We start from the raw sequence: 14,571 nt of genomic DNA, 5'->3' as shown, positions 1-14,571 counted from the left end.
GATGACAGTTGACGAGGTTAGCGTGTGGGGCCTGGAATGAGTGAATCACGTAACATTAATTCGCCAAGAAATGGCTGGTGGTAATTAAACTCACCGCCATCAAGCATAAAAATTAACCGCTCGATGGTTTCTTTAATCATCTCCGTGACCGGGATTTTAACGCTGGAGAGTGCGGGAATAACATACGGGGCAATGGCAATGTCATCAAATCCAATAACCGAAACCTGCGTGGGTACAGTGATTCCCCGCTCATCCAGTCTCTTCATGGCGCCAATCGCCATATCGTCATTGCTCGCCACCAGCGCACTAAAACTGACACCCTTTGCCAGCAGCGTTTCCACGCCTGCCGCCCCGCTTTCCGGTGACCACTTCCCTTGTACAATCAACTCATTACGTAACGCAATGCCGTGCTGCGCCAGGGCGTCTTTATAGCCAGAAAGCCGCTCAATACCGGTCGGGGAATCCAGCGAGCCGGTAATAAATGCAATATCCTGATGCCCCATCGCAATTAATGTCGCCACCGCGTTAAAGCTGGAGGCTTTTTGATCGCACCAGACACAGTGGCTGCTGTTTTTACGTAATCGACGATTAAGTACCATAATGGGCTGACTGTGGCTTTTGACGATAGTGTCCATTTCATCGACGCTTAAAAAGCGCGGATAAATAATGATCGCGTCGCATTTTAAATCGAGCAGATATTGAATAGCTTCGCGCTCTTCTTCAGCGCTGTGTTTACCGTCCGCCAGAATTAAACGCCGGCCCTGATCTTCGGTCATCCGCGCGGCATGAAACAGCAGCTCGCTAAAATAGACCCCGTGATATAACGTGTTGGTAACCACCAGCCCCAGCGTTTGCGTTTTGTTCGTCGCCAGACTGCGCGCCAGCAAGTTCGGGCGATATCCGCTCTCTTCGATCGCCTGAAACACCCGGTCTTTGGTCTCCTGGCTGACGTAGCCGTTGCCCGATAGCACACGGGAGACTGTCGCCTTCGACACCCCTGCCCGCTTTGCCACCTCAAGCATTGTGGTCATGTTGCTTATCCGTTTGATTTCGATGCCATGCAGTGTACTTCACCCGCTAAAAAATGTCGCAACGGGATAAAAGCGGTCAAAAAATATTAAGCGATCACCATCACAAAAATAGATAAAGATGAATTTTTGATCTTGTTTGAATACATGAAACTCATCATGATTTTGTGGAACCGGTTTCCTATCTGATGTTTCATTGCCTGCGTAACACAGAGCAATGAAGCCGTACCTTATTGATAAAACAGGATATAACCCGATGTCGAAGAATTATGCGGCGCTTGCCGGCTCGGTGGTGAACGCGTTAGGTGGTGTTGATAACATCGCTGCCGTCACCCATTGCATGACGCGTCTGCGCTTCGTGGTGAAAGACGACGCCAAAATTGACAGCGCGACGCTCAAAGGCATTAGCGGCGTTATGGGCGTGGTACGCAACGACAGCCAGTGCCAGGTCATCATCGGCAATACGGTGTCGCATGCCTATCGTGAAGTGGTGGCATTGCTGCCCGGCGATATGCAGCCCGCTCAACCGGTCGGTAAACAGAGGCTGACCCTTAAGCGCATTGGCGCAGGTATTCTCGATGCGCTGATCGGCACCATGTCACCGCTGATCCCGGCGATCATCGGCGGCTCGATGGTCAAACTGCTGGCGATGGTGCTGGAAATGTCCGGCCTGCTGCCAAAAGGTTCTTCAACGCTGACTATTCTGACGGTGATTGGCGACGGTGCCTTCTTCTTCCTGCCGCTGATGGTGGCCGCGTCTGCCGCCGTGAAATTTAAAACCAATATGTCGCTGGCGATTGCCATTGCGGGCGTGCTGGTACACCCAAGCTTTATCGAGCTGATGGCGAAAGCCGCGCAGGGTGAGCATGTGGAGTTCGCGCTGGTGCCGGTGACGGCGGTGAAATACACCTACACCGTGATTCCGGCGCTGGTGATGACCTGGTGTCTGTCGTATATCGAACGTTGGGTGGACAAAATTACCCCGGCGGTGACGAAAAACTTCCTGAAACCGATGCTGATTGTGCTGATTGCCGCACCGCTGGCTATTGTGCTGATTGGCCCGCTGGGGATCTGGATTGGTAGCGCCATCTCCGCGCTGGTCTACACCATTCATGGCTATCTGGGCTGGCTGTCCGTTGCCATTATGGGCGCCCTGTGGCCGCTGCTGGTGATGACCGGGATGCACCGCGTATTTACTCCCACTATCATTCAAACCATTGCCGAAACAGGCAAAGAAGGCATGGTAATGCCGTCAGAGATTGGCGCTAACCTGTCGCTCGGCGGCTCGTCGCTGGCGGTGGCGTGGAAAACCAAAAACCCGGAACTGCGCCAGACTGCCCTTGCGGCAGCGGCTTCGGCTATCCTGGCCGGTATCTCTGAACCGGCGCTGTATGGCGTGGCCGTTCGCCTGAAACGTCCGCTGATTGCGAGCCTGATAAGCGGCTTTATCTGCGGTGCCGTCGCGGGTATTGCCGGGCTTGCCAGCCACTCCATGGCGGCGCCAGGTCTGTTTACCAGCGTACAGTTTTTCGATCCGGCTAATCCAATGACCATTGTCTGGGTATTCGGCGTGATGGCGCTGGCGGTGGTGCTCTCCTTTGTTCTGACGTTGCTTCTCGGTTTTGAAGATATCCCGGTAGAAGCAGAGGCGCAGAAACCGCAGGCGGCAAACACAGCCGTTGTTCATGAAGCCCGGGCACAATAAGCGAGGTAACGCATGTCTGTATTTCCGAAAGGATTTTTATGGGGCGGCGCCATTGCCGCCAACCAGGCCGAAGGGGCGTATCTGGAAGGCGGTAAAGGGTTAACCACCGTCGACACCATTCCCCATGGCGCGAACCGTCTGCCGGTGAAACTCGGTCTGGAAAAACGCTTCACTTTGCGTGAAGACGAATACTACCCCAGCCATCAGGCGATCGATTTCTACCATCGTTACAAGGAAGATATCGCGCTGATGGCGGAGATGGGCTTCACCGTCTTTCGTACATCTATCGCCTGGAGCCGCCTTTACCCGCAGGGTGATGAGCTGACGCCGAACGCCGAGGGCATCGCGTTTTACCGCGACATGTTCGCAGAGTGCAAAAAGTACGGTATCGAACCGCTGGTGACACTGTGCCACTTTGATGTGCCGATGTATCTGGTTACCGAATACGGTTCCTGGCGTAACCGCAAGATGGTGGCGTTTTTTACCCGCTACGCCCGCACATGCTTTGACGCCTTTGATGGTCTGGTGAAATACTGGCTGACCTTTAATGAAATCAACATTATGCTGCATAGCCCTTACTCCGGTGCCGGGCTGGTGTTTGAAGAGGGCGAAAATCAGGACCAGGTAAAATATCAGGCGGCGCACCACGAGCTGATTGCCAGCGCACTGGCGACCAAAATCGCCCATGAGGTGAACCCGGAAAATCAGGTGGGCTGCATGCTGGCAGGCGGCAATTTCTATCCCTACTCCTGCAAGCCGGAAGATGTGTGGACGGCGCTGGAAAAAGACCGGGAAAACCTGTTCTTTATTGATGTGCAGGCGCGCGGTGCCTATCCGGCCTACGCGGCCCGCGTGTTCCGCGAAAAAGGCGTCAGCATTGTAAAAGAAGCGGGCGACGACGAGATCCTGAAAAATACCGTCGATTTTGTGTCATTCAGCTATTACGCCTCGCGCTGCGCTTCTGCCGAAATGAATGCGCAAAATACCTCGGCGGCTAATATCGTCAAATCGCTGCGTAACCCGCATATTCAGGTAAGCGAATGGGGCTGGGGCATTGACCCGCTAGGCCTGCGTATCACAATGAATATGATGTATGACCGTTACCAGAAACCGCTGTTTCTGGTGGAGAACGGGCTGGGTGCAAAAGATGAATTCAATGCCCAGGGTGAAATAGAAGACGATTACCGTATCAGCTATCTGCGCGAGCATATCCGTGCCATGGGCGATGCCATTGAAGACGGTATTCCGGTGATGGGTTACACCACCTGGGGATGTATCGACCTGGTGGCGGCCTCCACCGGTGAGATGAGCAAGCGCTACGGGTTTATCTATGTCGACCGTGACGACGCAGGTAACGGTACGCTGGAGCGTAAGCGCAAAAAATCGTTCTGGTGGTACAAAAAAGTGATTGCCAGCAACGGGGCAGATTTGGACTAAGCGCTGGCGGTTATGTTGTAGCCCGATAAGGTGCGTCAGCGCCGCATCCGGGACATTCCTGGCGGCGCTTCGCTAACCGGGGCTACCAGCAAAAACCGATACTATAAACAGCGCTGCCCCGCGGCCAGATCCCCCGTTTCCGGGTTACGACCCGCGCCAGGTTTTTTCACCCATTTGCGGTTCGGGCGATAGGTAAAACGGCTCAACGCCGGATAGTGCAACTGCCCGAACCAGCCGTTAACGCGCTGCCAGTGCGCCTCTTTAACCTGATATAGATCGGTTACCCAGTAACCGTCGCTAAACTGCATGTCCAGCAGTTGCGCCCGGCCATTGCCTTGCAGGTCGAGCAGATCCTCAACGCCAGCACCGCTGACGGTGTAAAACCCCCAGGACTCCCATACACAGGGCCGCCCGTCGGTTTAAAACGTGATGATGATTAATTTCGCCGTTGGCCCCAGCCCCAGGCCGGCGTTACCTTTCCAGACAATCAGATCCTGAATTCCATTGCGATCCAGATCGGCGCGGTAAATGTGCGCGATGCCCGCCGCGTTATGCAAATATTCCAGAGGCACCGACCAGGGTTTTCCCGCTCGATCGTTGCCGGTAATGCGCCATTCATCCGCCTCTTCCGGTGCCTGCTCTAGCGTTGCACCCGCTACACCGACCTGGCGAAAATGCCAGCGTTGACCGGGGGTTATCTCCCCCGGCGCAGGCATAGTCAGCAAATGCCGCTGCGCGCGTTTTTTAGCATATTCATCATTGCTCATCGGCAGATAGCTAACAAACCCGGTCGCCAGCGTAGAGGTGGCATAACCCAGCAGGGATAAGCCTGCCCACATTATCCTTTTCACTTCTCTGTTCCTTTAGGTGCAGCGCAGCGTGTAAGGTCGTAGCCCGGACCAGGCGCTTGCGCCGAATCCGGGACGGCTAACTACTCCTCTTCCCCGGCTTCCAGCAGCGCAAACCCACCGTTACCCTGCCAGGTGGCAAGGCGTGCATAGACAGTTTCGACGGCCTCTTTTACCGGGGGCGTCATCGGGTAATAAAAGCCGACGATATCCGGCTGAATACCGAGGAAAATCACCTCGCCCACATCCTCTTTTAACTGATCGATCAGGTAATTAAGCGGCATATTATGGGTGGTCATCAGGAACATCTCGGCAATATCGTCTGGATCGACAATACGAATCTCGCCAGGGTTAAGCCCCATGTCTGTCGCATCGACAATCAACAGCCTGTCGGGGCGAAGTTCGCGGATCGCTACGATGTCGTTTTCCGGCGCGCTGCCACCGTCAATCACCTGCCAGTTTCCGGGTGGAGTCGCCGCACACATCTCCGCCAGCAGCGGGCCAGCGCCATCGTCACCCATCATGCTGTTCCCCACACAGAGCAATACGTCCGTCACGTTCTCTCCTCGCCACCTGATGGTGGTGTTTACCCGATCAATAGATTGTCGCCTGGTCATTTTTGACGTCCGGGAAATACGCGATCGTCATTTTCGTCATCAATGGAATGCCCGAAGCTATCAGCGGCGGCTATTTTGCCGGAAAACAATGTATTAACGCCTTGATCCTTACCGCAATAAAGCGAATAACCCTGGCACTGTAATTGCAACACGCGCCTGATTAATGAGGAGGCAGTATGCATGAAATTACCTTGTGCCAGCGTGCGCTGGAGATTATTGAACAACAGGCGAAACAGCACGCCGCCAGGCGCGTAACTGAGGTCTGGATCAAAGTTGGCGCATTTTCTTGTGTAGAACCTGCCGCATTGACGTTTTGTTTTGATCTGGTCTGCCGTGGCACCCTGGCAGAGGGCTGTACACTGCACATCGAAGAACAACAGGCGGAGTGCTGGTGCGAAAGCTGCCAGCAATACGTGACCTTACTAAGCCAGCACGTGCGTCGCTGCCCGCAATGCAACAGCGACAATTTGCACATCGTCGCCGACGACGGCATGCAGATTCAGCGGCTGGAAATCGAGGAGTGAGCAATGTGTACGACATGTGGTTGTCAGGAAGGTAACCTCTATATCGAGGGCGACGAGCATAATCCCCATTCTGCGTTTCGCAGCGCGCCTTTTGCTCCCGCTGCCCGTCCGACAATGAAAATCACAGGCGTCAAGACCGACAATTTCAGCCCGACGGCGGCGGAAAATGGTGATTTACATTACGGCCACGGCGCAGCCGGAACCCATGCGCCAGGGATGAGCCAGCGGCGGATGCTGGAAGTGGAAATCGATGTGTTAGATAAAAACAATCGCATCGCCGCGCATAACCGCGCCCGCTTCGCCGCCAGACACCAGTTAGTGCTGAACCTGGTCTCCAGCCCCGGTTCCGGTAAAACCACCCTGCTGACCGAAACCCTGACCCGTCTCAACGCCCGTGTACCTTGTGCGGTAATCGAAGGGGATCAGCAGACCGTTAACGATGCCGCGCGCATCCGCGAGACCGGCACCCCGGCGATTCAGGTCAATACCGGCAAGGGGTGTCATCTGGATGCGCAAATGATTGCCGACGCCGCACCGCGCCTGCCGCTGGCGGACAATGGCATTCTGTTTATCGAAAACGTCGGCAACCTGGTGTGTCCGGCCAGTTTTGATCTCGGCGAACGTCACAAAGTCGCCGTGCTGTCGGTGACCGAAGGCGAAGACAAACCGCTGAAATACCCGCACATGTTTGCTGCGGCCTCCATCATGCTGCTCAATAAAATCGACCTGCTGCCTTACCTCAAATTTGATGTCGAAAAATGCCTCGCCTGCGCCCGCGAAGTGAACCCCTCTATCGAAATTTTTCTGGTTTCTGCCACCAGCGGTGAAGGTATGGACCGCTGGCTGGACTGGCTGGAGACCCAACGATGTGCATAGGCGTTCCGGGACAAATTAGCGCCATTGATGGCAACCAGGCGAAAGTCGATGTCTGCGGTATTCAGCGCGACGTCGACTTAACGCTGGTGGGCAGCACGGACGAAGCGGGGCATTCTCGCCTTGGGCAGTGGGTGCTGGTGCATGTGGGCTTCGCCATGAGCGTGATAAACGAAGACGAGGCCCGCGAGACACTGGCGGCACTACAAAATATGTACGATGTCGAGCCGGATGTTGGCGCGCTGCTGTTTGGTGAGGAGAGATAATGCGTTTTGTGGATGAATACCGCGCGCCGGAACAGGTCATGCAGCTTATCGCTCACTTAGGTGAGCGGGCCGCGCTGCTCACTTATACCGCGAAGCGCCCGCTACGGGTGATGGAAGTCTGTGGCGGCCACACCCATGCGATCTTTAAGTTCGGCCTCGATCAGTTGTTGCCGGACAACATTGAGTTTATCCACGGGCCAGGTTGCCCGGTGTGCGTCCTGCCGATGGGGCGCATTGATACCTGCGTGGAGATCGCCAGCCATCCGGAAGTGATCTTCTGTACCTTCGGCGACGCGATGCGTGTACCGGGGAAAAATGGCTCTCTGTTGCAGGCGAAAGCGCGCGGCGCGGATGTGCGTATCGTTTACTCCCCGCTGGATGCGTTGACCCTGGCAAACCAGAACCCACAGCGCAAGGTGGTCTTTTTTGGGCTCGGCTTCGAAACCACCATGCCCGCCACCGCCATCACGCTGCAACAGGCAAAATTGCAGGATGTGAGTAACTTTTTCTTTTTCTGCCAGCACATCACCATCATTCCGACCCTGCGCAGCCTGCTGGAGGAGCCGGATAACGGTATCGACGCGTTTCTTGCGCCGGGCCACGTCAGCATGGTGATCGGCACCGATGCCTACGGTTTTATCGCCGGGGAGTTCCAGCGCCCGCTGGTGGTGGCCGGGTTTGAACCACTGGACCTGCTGCAAGGCGTATTGATGCTGGTCGAACAGAAAATCAGCGCCCGTCATCAGGTAGAAAACCAGTACCGTCGCGTGGTACCGGACGAAGGCAACCCTCTCGCGCAACAGGCCATTAGCGAGGTGTTTGAGGTCCGGGGCGATAGCGAATGGCGCGGGCTGGGAATGATTGGCGACTCCGGGGTGCGCTTAACCGCGCCCTATCAGCGCTTTGATGCCGAAGCCCACTTTAACCCTGCGCCGCAGCAAGCCTGTGATGACCCACGCGCACGCTGCGGCGAAGTACTGACCGGCAAATGTAAGCCCCATCAGTGCCCGCTTTTCGGCAATACCTGTAACCCACAAACCGCGTTTGGCGCACTGATGGTCTCATCTGAGGGAGCCTGCGCCGCCTGGTATCAATATCGTGCTCAGGAGTGCGAAGTATGAATGAAGTCCAACTGGCGCACGGCAGCGGCGGACAGGCGATGCAACAGCTTATCAGCCAGCTTTTTATCGACGCGTTCGCGAACCCGTGGCTCAGTGAACAGGAAGATCAGGCGCGTCTCGATCTTGCGACTCTCGCCGCCAGCGGCGACCGACTGGCCTTTTCCACCGACAGCTACGTTATCGACCCGCTGTTCTTCCCCGGCGGCGATATCGGTAAGCTCTCCATTTGCGGCACGGCGAACGATGTGGCGGTAAGCGGCGCCGTTCCCCGCTATCTCTCCTGCGGGTTTATTCTTGAAGAAGGCCTGCCGATGGAGACCCTGAAAGCCGTGGTCAACAGCATGGCGGAAACCGCCCGCCGCGCGGATATCGCCATTGTTACCGGCGATACTAAAGTGGTGCAGCGCGGGGCGGCAGATAAGCTGTTTATCAATACGGCGGGTATTGGCGCCATTCCGGCCAATATTCGCTGGGGCGCCAGCACCCTTGAGGCCGGTGATGTGCTGCTGGTCAGCGGTACGCTCGGCGATCACGGTGCGACCATTCTCAATTTGCGCGAACAACTGGGGCTGGACGGCGAACTGACCAGCGACTGTGCTGTGTTAACCCCGTTGATTCAACAATTGCGCGATATTCCGGGCGTGAAAGCACTGCGCGATGCGACGCGCGGCGGAGTCAACGCCGTGGTGCATGAGTTTGCCGCCGCCAGCGGTTATGGTATCGAACTTAACGAACGTGACCTGCCGGTGAAAACTGCCGTGCGCGGCGTGTGCGAGCTATTAGGGCTGGAAGCGCTGAATTTTGCTAACGAAGGCAAGCTGGTGATTGCTGTCCAGCGCCAGTCGGCGGAGCAGGTGCTGGCTCAGTTACGCGCCCACCCACTCGGCCAGGATGCCGCGATCATCGGCGAAGTGGTGGAGCGTAAAGGGGTGCGGCTGGCAGGCTTATACGGTGTGAAGCGTATTCTGGACTTACCGCACGCCGAGCCCCTGCCGCGGATTTGCTGATGCTGTCTCTGCGTGGAAGCGCCACGTTGCCCGCATCGGTCTGCACAGCTATACCCATGATAAGAAAATGGGTATGGATAAACAGACAATGACCTGAGATAACTGACTCTTTCTCATTATCCCGGAGGCAACATGGCCGTTTCAGCTCGTAACCAACTTGTCGGTAAAGTCAGCGCAACCGCGCACGGTGCCGTAAACGATGAAGTGGAATTAACCCTCGCCGGAGGCGCGAAGCTTGTCGCTATCGTCACATCCAGCAGTAAGGAAGCGCTGGGTTTGAACCCCGGAAGAGAAGCCATCGCACTTATTAAAGCGCCGTGGATCACGCTGGCAACCGAGGACTGCGGCCTGAAATTCTCCGCCCGTAATCAGTTTGCCGGAGCGGTAAGCGCCGTGACCGAAGGGGCGGTAAATGCAACCGTACATGTCGCCACAGACGCCGGTTTTGAAATAGTGGCGGTAGTGACCAACGAAAGCTGTGAGGCGTTGCAACTGACACCGGGAAAACGCGTCATTGCCCTGATTAAAGCATCGTCCATTCTTATAGCCACTCGCGCCTGAGAATAGATAACGCCGTGCCCGCCACGGCGTTATTTTTTAGGGCGGTATTTTTCCGGCAGTTCGGGAACAGGGCGTTTGTCATCAATCAGATGACGGATAGTCAACACAGGGTGTCGCCACAGCATCCTCGGCCCGGCCCAGCGCATAATCTGCTTCATCTCTTCACGTTTAGCTGGCTGGTAACAGTGCACAGGGCATTGTTTGCAGGCCGGTTTCTCTTCGCCAAACACACATTTATCCAGCCGTTTATCCGCGTAATCATTCAACGCCTGATAGTGCGCATCATCCGCCAGCGCCTGCGGACAGTGCTGCTGGTAAAGCGCAATCATAGAGCGAATGGTCAGCTTTTCGCGGCGGATGCGTTTTCCCGTCATCGTAGCCCCCTTTTAAAGATGCATTTATTTTACATCTATAGACGAGTCAGGCGAACACTAATTACCGCTTTTCCGGCTGGTGCAGCCGTCTTTACACTTGCACCATCACTCCCCTTTTTCTGCCGCTTATACGCCATTGTGGTGCGCTTTTTCGCCACTTACTCCTCATAACGGTGCACCCCGCCTCGCCATAGCGTGATAAGCCGCGCTTTTGGTGCGCTGGCATGTTTTCTGCATTTTAACTCTATCTTCATCAAGCGGAATGCAGGGGATGACAATGATAAAAATGACGCTTCCGAGCGCACCTTACTACGATGAAATGCTCACCGCAGAAGGTCAACAGCGCCAGCATTATGACGCCTGGTGGCACTGGTTACAGCAAACTGACCAGCATGCCATTCACCAGAAGAAAGAGCAGGCCGAGCTGCTGTTTCACCGCGTCGGCATTACGTTTAATGTTTACGGTGAAGAAGGAGGAACAGAGCGTTTAATTCCATTCGACAGCGTGCCGCGTATCATTCCGGCCCACGAATGGCGGATGCTTGATGCAGGAATACGCCAGCGGGTAAAAGCGCTCAACGCCTTCTTGTACGACATCTACCACCACCAGCATATTCTCAATGCCGGAATTGTCCCTCGTGAGCAAGTGCTTGCTAATGAGCAATATCAGCCCTGTATGCAGGGCGTCGATCTGCACAACAATATTTATGCCCATATCACCGGCATTGATATGGTCCGCGACAGTGACGGCGGGTACTACGTGCTGGAGGATAATCTGCGCACCCCATCCGGCGTCTCTTATATGCTGGAAAACCGCAAGATGATGATGCGCCTGTATCCGGATCTGTTTGCCAGTTCGCATATCGCGCCGGTCGAACGTTACCCCAGCTATTTGTTACAAACCCTGCGTGAAAGCACGTACGTTGATGACCCCTGCGTGGTGGTGCTGACGCCTGGTCGCTTTAACAGTGCCTACTTCGAACACAGTTTTCTTGCCCAGCAAATGGGGGTAGAGCTGGTAGAAAGCGCCGACCTGTTCGTCAAAGAAGGCGGTGTCTATATGCGCACCACCGAAGGCCCGTGCCGGGTCGATGTTATCTATCGCCGTATTGACGATGCCTTCCTCGACCCGCTGGCGTTTCGCTCAGATTCAATGTTGGGTGTACCGGGCCTGTTGTCGGTCTATCGTTCAGGTGGCGTGGTGCTGGCCAATGCGATTGGCACCGGCGTGGCGGATGACAAATCCATCTATCCATACGTGCCGGACATGATCCGCTTTTATCTTTCTGAGGAGCCTATCCTCGGCAATATCCCTACCTGGCAGTGCCGTAAAGCCGAAGACCTGAGTTACGTGCTGGCCCATCTGGATGAGATGGTGGTGAAAGAGGTCCACGGCGCAGGCGGGTACGGCATGCTGGTCGGCCCCCGCTCAACCCGGGCGCAGATCGATGCGTTCCGTCAGCGGCTGCTGGCAAACCCCGGCAACTATATTGCACAAAACACGCTGGCGCTCTCTACCTGCCCGACCTTTGTCGAGGAAGGGCTGGCTCCACGCCACATTGACCTGCGTCCGTTTGCGCTGTACGGCGAAGAGATCAGGCTGGTGCCTGGCGGGCTGACCCGCGTGGCGCTGACCGAAGGATCGCTGGTGGTGAACTCCTCGCAAGGGGGTGGCACGAAAGACACCTGGGTGATGGAGGAGGATGAATAATGTTAAGCCGCACCGCCAGCGAACTGTACTGGATGGCCCGTTATCTGGAACGGGCAGAGAGCTTTGCCCGCGTCCTTGACGTGACCTACAAATTATCAATGATGCCGCGCCACAGCCAGCAACAGCATGATTTAGCCCTGCCGCTCAATCTGACGTTCGGGCATGAGCTGTTTCAGGAGCGTTATGCCCGGTTCAGTATGGATAATCTGCTGAATTTCTTTGCCCTTGATGGGCAGAACCCGAGCAGTATCTACAGTTGTATAGAAATGGCCTGGAACAACGCCCATGCCGTGCGCGGCAGTCTTTCATCGGAAGTGTGGGAGTGCATCAATACCACCCGTATCGATATCCGCAATCTGCGCCAGACCGGGGTGGATAAAATTGGTATCGACGCCTTTTTTGACTGGGTGAAAGAACGGGCGCATCTGTTCCGTGGCGCCATGTTCGGCACCCTGCTGCGTAACGACGCCCAGTGTTTTATCCGTATCGGTACCCTGATTGAGCGCGCGTTCGCCACCGCCCAGTTGCTGGCGCTAAAAGATCAGCAACTCAGCAATGACCCGGATCCGGTACGCGAATATTACCGTCTTGATACGTTATTGCGTGCGGTGAGCGCCCGGGAGGCCTACCACAGTATTTATCGCCAGCCAATCAGCCGGGAAACCGTCACCGAATTACTGGTGTTTCGCAATGACGTGCCGCGCTCGCTGCATGCCTGCGTCGGCGACCTGGTTCAACAACTGGAGATGATTGGCAGCGAGCGGGCGCGCGTTCCGCTGCGTCTTGCCCATCAGTTGCATGTGGAGCTGCGTTTTGGCTCCCTTGATGATGCCCTGGCCGACGATCTTCAGGAGTGGTTAAACCGTTTTCTTACCAAAATCAATGAGCTGGCCGACAGTATCCGCCAGACCTATCTGGAGGCGTTATGAAACTGACCATTAATCACCTGACGCATTATCACTACGATGAAGAGGTGAAGTTCAGTACGCAGTATCTGCGTCTGACGCCGCAAACCTCTGGTCGCCAGTATATTAAGGAATGGAACCTGCTGTTGCCCGCCTCGGCGGTAGCGACGACCGATGCATACGGGAATCTGATGCATGTCTTAACCCTCGATCACCCTCATCAAGAGATAATCATTCATGCTCAAGGTGTGGTTGAGATCGCCGATAATGCAGAAGAAGAGGAAGAGATCAGCGAGTCACTCTCTCCGCTGGTGTTCCTGCGCACAACCCCGTTAACCGACCCGGACTCGCCGATCCGCGAATTTGCCCGGCGTTATTACCGTGAAGAGGATGCGGTTGGCAGCCTGGGAGAATTGATGGCGGAATTGCGCCTGAAAATGCCTTATACGCCCGGCGCCACCCAGGTTCACGACACCGCCGCCGTCGCTTTTGCCAAAGGAAAAGGGGTGTGCCAGGATCATACGCACGTTTTCCTGGCCTGCTGTCGTAGCCTGCGCATTCCGGCGCGCTACGTCAGTGGTTATGTTTATAGCCGGGATACCGAGCATGTGGCGATGCATGCCTGGGCAGAGGCCTGGCTTGATGGCCGCTGGCAAAGTTTTGATATCACTAATAACACGCGTGATCTGAACCAACATCTTCGCCTGGCGATTGGAATGGATTATCTGGATGCCTGCCCGGTGCGGGGTAGCCGTTTTGGCGGCGGCTGCGAAGAGATGTTTTCCGCTGCTGAGGTAAGTCTGTTTGAGCGACAACATCAGATGCAGCAGCAACAATGAATTAATAAAGGTATTTTAATGACTTACTGTGTGGCCATGCGTCTTTCCGACGGGCTGGTTTTTGCTTCCGATTCCCGCACCAATGCGGGTGTCGACCACATCGCAACGTTTAAAAAACTCCATGTGTTCAGCAAGGAGGGGGAACGGGTGCTGGTGATCCAGTCGGCGGGGAACCTGGCCACAACACAGAGCATTGTCAGCCTGCTTAACGAACGGATACAGGGCCAGCATACGCCAAACCTGATGCAGATGGGGACGATGTATGACGCCGCCACGCTGGTCGGGGAGACCGTGCGCGAAGTGATTCACCGCGACAGCGCGGCGCAGCAAAACAGCAGTACCAATTTTGGCTGCAATATGCTGCTCGGTGGGCAGATTGGCAACGAGGTTCCGCGCCTGTTTCATATCTATCCCGAAGGTAATTTCATTGAAGCGACGAATGATACCCCCTACTTTCAGATTGGCGAGAGCAAATACGGCAAGCCGATTATCGACAGGGTGTTGACGGTCGATACCCCTCTGGAGCACGCTATGTGCTGCGCCTTGATCTCCATCGATTCGACGTTACGCAGTAATCTGTCCGTCGGTATGCCGCTGGATGTCATGATTTATCGCGCGAATACCTATGATGCCAGCGAACAGCGACGCATCACGGAAAACGATCCCTATTTTACCGGTATCCGCAAAGCCTGGTCGGAAGGCCTGGTGAACACCTTCCGCCAGTTGCCGCCTTTTCCGGCGCAGGGCTAAGTTGG

General features: G+C 55.6%; 15 protein-coding genes and 1 pseudogene. 12 read left to right on the top strand and 4 right to left on the bottom strand.

Annotated elements, in window-relative coordinates; genetic code table 11:
* Window positions 1-17: 17 nt before the first annotated feature.
* A complete protein-coding gene (locus MRY16398_RS05595) occupies window positions 18-1,031 on the bottom strand; it encodes a LacI family DNA-binding transcriptional regulator (protein WP_107223863.1) in 1,014 nt (337 codons plus the stop codon).
* A 253-nt stretch (window positions 1,032-1,284) separates the two neighbouring features.
* Here MRY16398_RS05595 and ascF point away from each other — a divergent pair, with 253 nt between their 5' ends.
* Window positions 1,285-2,733, top strand: a complete 1,449-nt coding sequence (gene ascF / locus MRY16398_RS05590) for a PTS cellobiose/arbutin/salicin transporter subunit IIBC (protein ID WP_039077642.1) — start codon at window positions 1,285-1,287, stop codon at window positions 2,731-2,733.
* 12 nt (window positions 2,734-2,745) lie between these two features.
* Complete coding sequence (locus MRY16398_RS05585; protein ID WP_125123955.1) at window positions 2,746-4,170, top strand: 6-phospho-beta-glucosidase; 1,425 nt, start codon at window positions 2,746-2,748, stop codon at window positions 4,168-4,170.
* Window positions 4,171-4,271: 101 nt separating this feature from the next.
* Here the strand turns inward: MRY16398_RS05585 and MRY16398_RS05580 are convergent.
* Together MRY16398_RS05580 and hycI are read right to left on the bottom strand one after the other, a co-directional pair.
* Window positions 4,272-5,009, bottom strand: a pseudogene (locus MRY16398_RS05580) (hypothetical protein).
* 92 nt (window positions 5,010-5,101) lie between these two features.
* Window positions 5,102-5,575 carry a hydrogenase maturation peptidase HycI gene (gene hycI / locus MRY16398_RS05575; RefSeq protein WP_107223860.1) on the bottom strand — a complete coding sequence of 158 codons (474 nt, stop codon included), beginning with the start codon at window positions 5,573-5,575 and terminating at the stop codon, window positions 5,102-5,104.
* 236 nt (window positions 5,576-5,811) lie between these two features.
* On the opposite strand from hycI, the gene hypA reads away from it, so the two are divergent.
* From hypA to MRY16398_RS05545, 6 genes are all read left to right on the top strand, one after another.
* Window positions 5,812-6,159: a hydrogenase maturation nickel metallochaperone HypA gene (gene hypA, locus MRY16398_RS05570; RefSeq protein WP_071194748.1), complete on the top strand. Its 348-nt coding sequence runs from the start codon at window positions 5,812-5,814 to the stop codon at window positions 6,157-6,159.
* 3 nt (window positions 6,160-6,162) lie between these two features.
* Window positions 6,163-7,035, top strand: coding sequence for a hydrogenase nickel incorporation protein HypB (gene hypB, locus MRY16398_RS05565; RefSeq protein WP_039077646.1), 873 nt, complete (start codon window positions 6,163-6,165; stop codon window positions 7,033-7,035).
* Entirely contained in the window at window positions 7,026-7,298 is a 273-nt protein-coding gene (locus MRY16398_RS05560) for a HypC/HybG/HupF family hydrogenase formation chaperone (protein ID WP_039077647.1), read from the top strand. The genes hypB and MRY16398_RS05560 overlap by 10 nt, the downstream gene beginning before the upstream one ends.
* Window positions 7,298-8,419, top strand: a complete 1,122-nt coding sequence (gene hypD / locus MRY16398_RS05555; protein ID WP_125123954.1) for a hydrogenase formation protein HypD — start codon at window positions 7,298-7,300, stop codon at window positions 8,417-8,419. The genes MRY16398_RS05560 and hypD overlap by 1 nt, the downstream gene beginning before the upstream one ends.
* A complete protein-coding gene (gene hypE, locus MRY16398_RS05550; RefSeq protein ID WP_039077649.1) occupies window positions 8,416-9,426 on the top strand; it encodes a hydrogenase expression/formation protein HypE in 1,011 nt (336 codons plus the stop codon). The genes hypD and hypE overlap by 4 nt, the downstream gene beginning before the upstream one ends.
* A 132-nt stretch (window positions 9,427-9,558) precedes the next feature.
* A complete protein-coding gene (locus MRY16398_RS05545) occupies window positions 9,559-9,987 on the top strand; it encodes a TOBE domain-containing protein (protein WP_125123953.1) in 429 nt (142 codons plus the stop codon).
* A 29-nt stretch (window positions 9,988-10,016) separates the two neighbouring features.
* Here MRY16398_RS05545 and MRY16398_RS05540 read toward each other — a convergent pair whose 3' ends face one another.
* Entirely contained in the window at window positions 10,017-10,361 is a 345-nt protein-coding gene (locus tag MRY16398_RS05540) for a nitrous oxide-stimulated promoter family protein (protein WP_125123952.1), read from the bottom strand.
* A gap of 277 nt (window positions 10,362-10,638) precedes the next feature.
* Here MRY16398_RS05540 and MRY16398_RS05535 point away from each other — a divergent pair, with 277 nt between their 5' ends.
* The 4 genes from MRY16398_RS05535 to MRY16398_RS05520 are packed head-to-tail and all read left to right on the top strand — an operon-like array spanning window position 10,639 to window position 14,566.
* Window positions 10,639-12,072 (top strand): circularly permuted type 2 ATP-grasp protein, encoded by a 1,434-nt coding sequence (locus tag MRY16398_RS05535; protein WP_039077653.1) that lies wholly within the window; start codon window positions 10,639-10,641, stop codon window positions 12,070-12,072.
* The gene (locus MRY16398_RS05530) at window positions 12,072-13,001 is read left to right on the top strand and encodes an alpha-E domain-containing protein (RefSeq protein ID WP_125123951.1); all 930 of its coding nucleotides are present in this window, start codon (window positions 12,072-12,074) and stop codon (window positions 12,999-13,001) included. Before MRY16398_RS05535 ends, MRY16398_RS05530 begins: the two co-directional genes overlap by 1 nt.
* Window positions 12,998-13,816: a transglutaminase family protein gene (locus MRY16398_RS05525; RefSeq protein WP_039077655.1), complete on the top strand. Its 819-nt coding sequence runs from the start codon at window positions 12,998-13,000 to the stop codon at window positions 13,814-13,816. Before MRY16398_RS05530 ends, MRY16398_RS05525 begins: the two co-directional genes overlap by 4 nt.
* Before the next feature lie 18 nt (window positions 13,817-13,834).
* Window positions 13,835-14,566 (top strand): proteasome-type protease, encoded by a 732-nt coding sequence (locus MRY16398_RS05520; RefSeq protein WP_071194752.1) that lies wholly within the window; start codon window positions 13,835-13,837, stop codon window positions 14,564-14,566.
* Window positions 14,567-14,571: the final 5 nt, after the last annotated feature.

Source organism: Phytobacter sp. MRY16-398 (assembly GCF_003925915.1).
Lineage (GTDB): Bacteria > Pseudomonadota > Gammaproteobacteria > Enterobacterales > Enterobacteriaceae > Phytobacter > Phytobacter diazotrophicus.
Note: the sequence above shows the minus strand (reverse complement) of the source record. Positions and strands in the feature narration are given on the sequence as shown.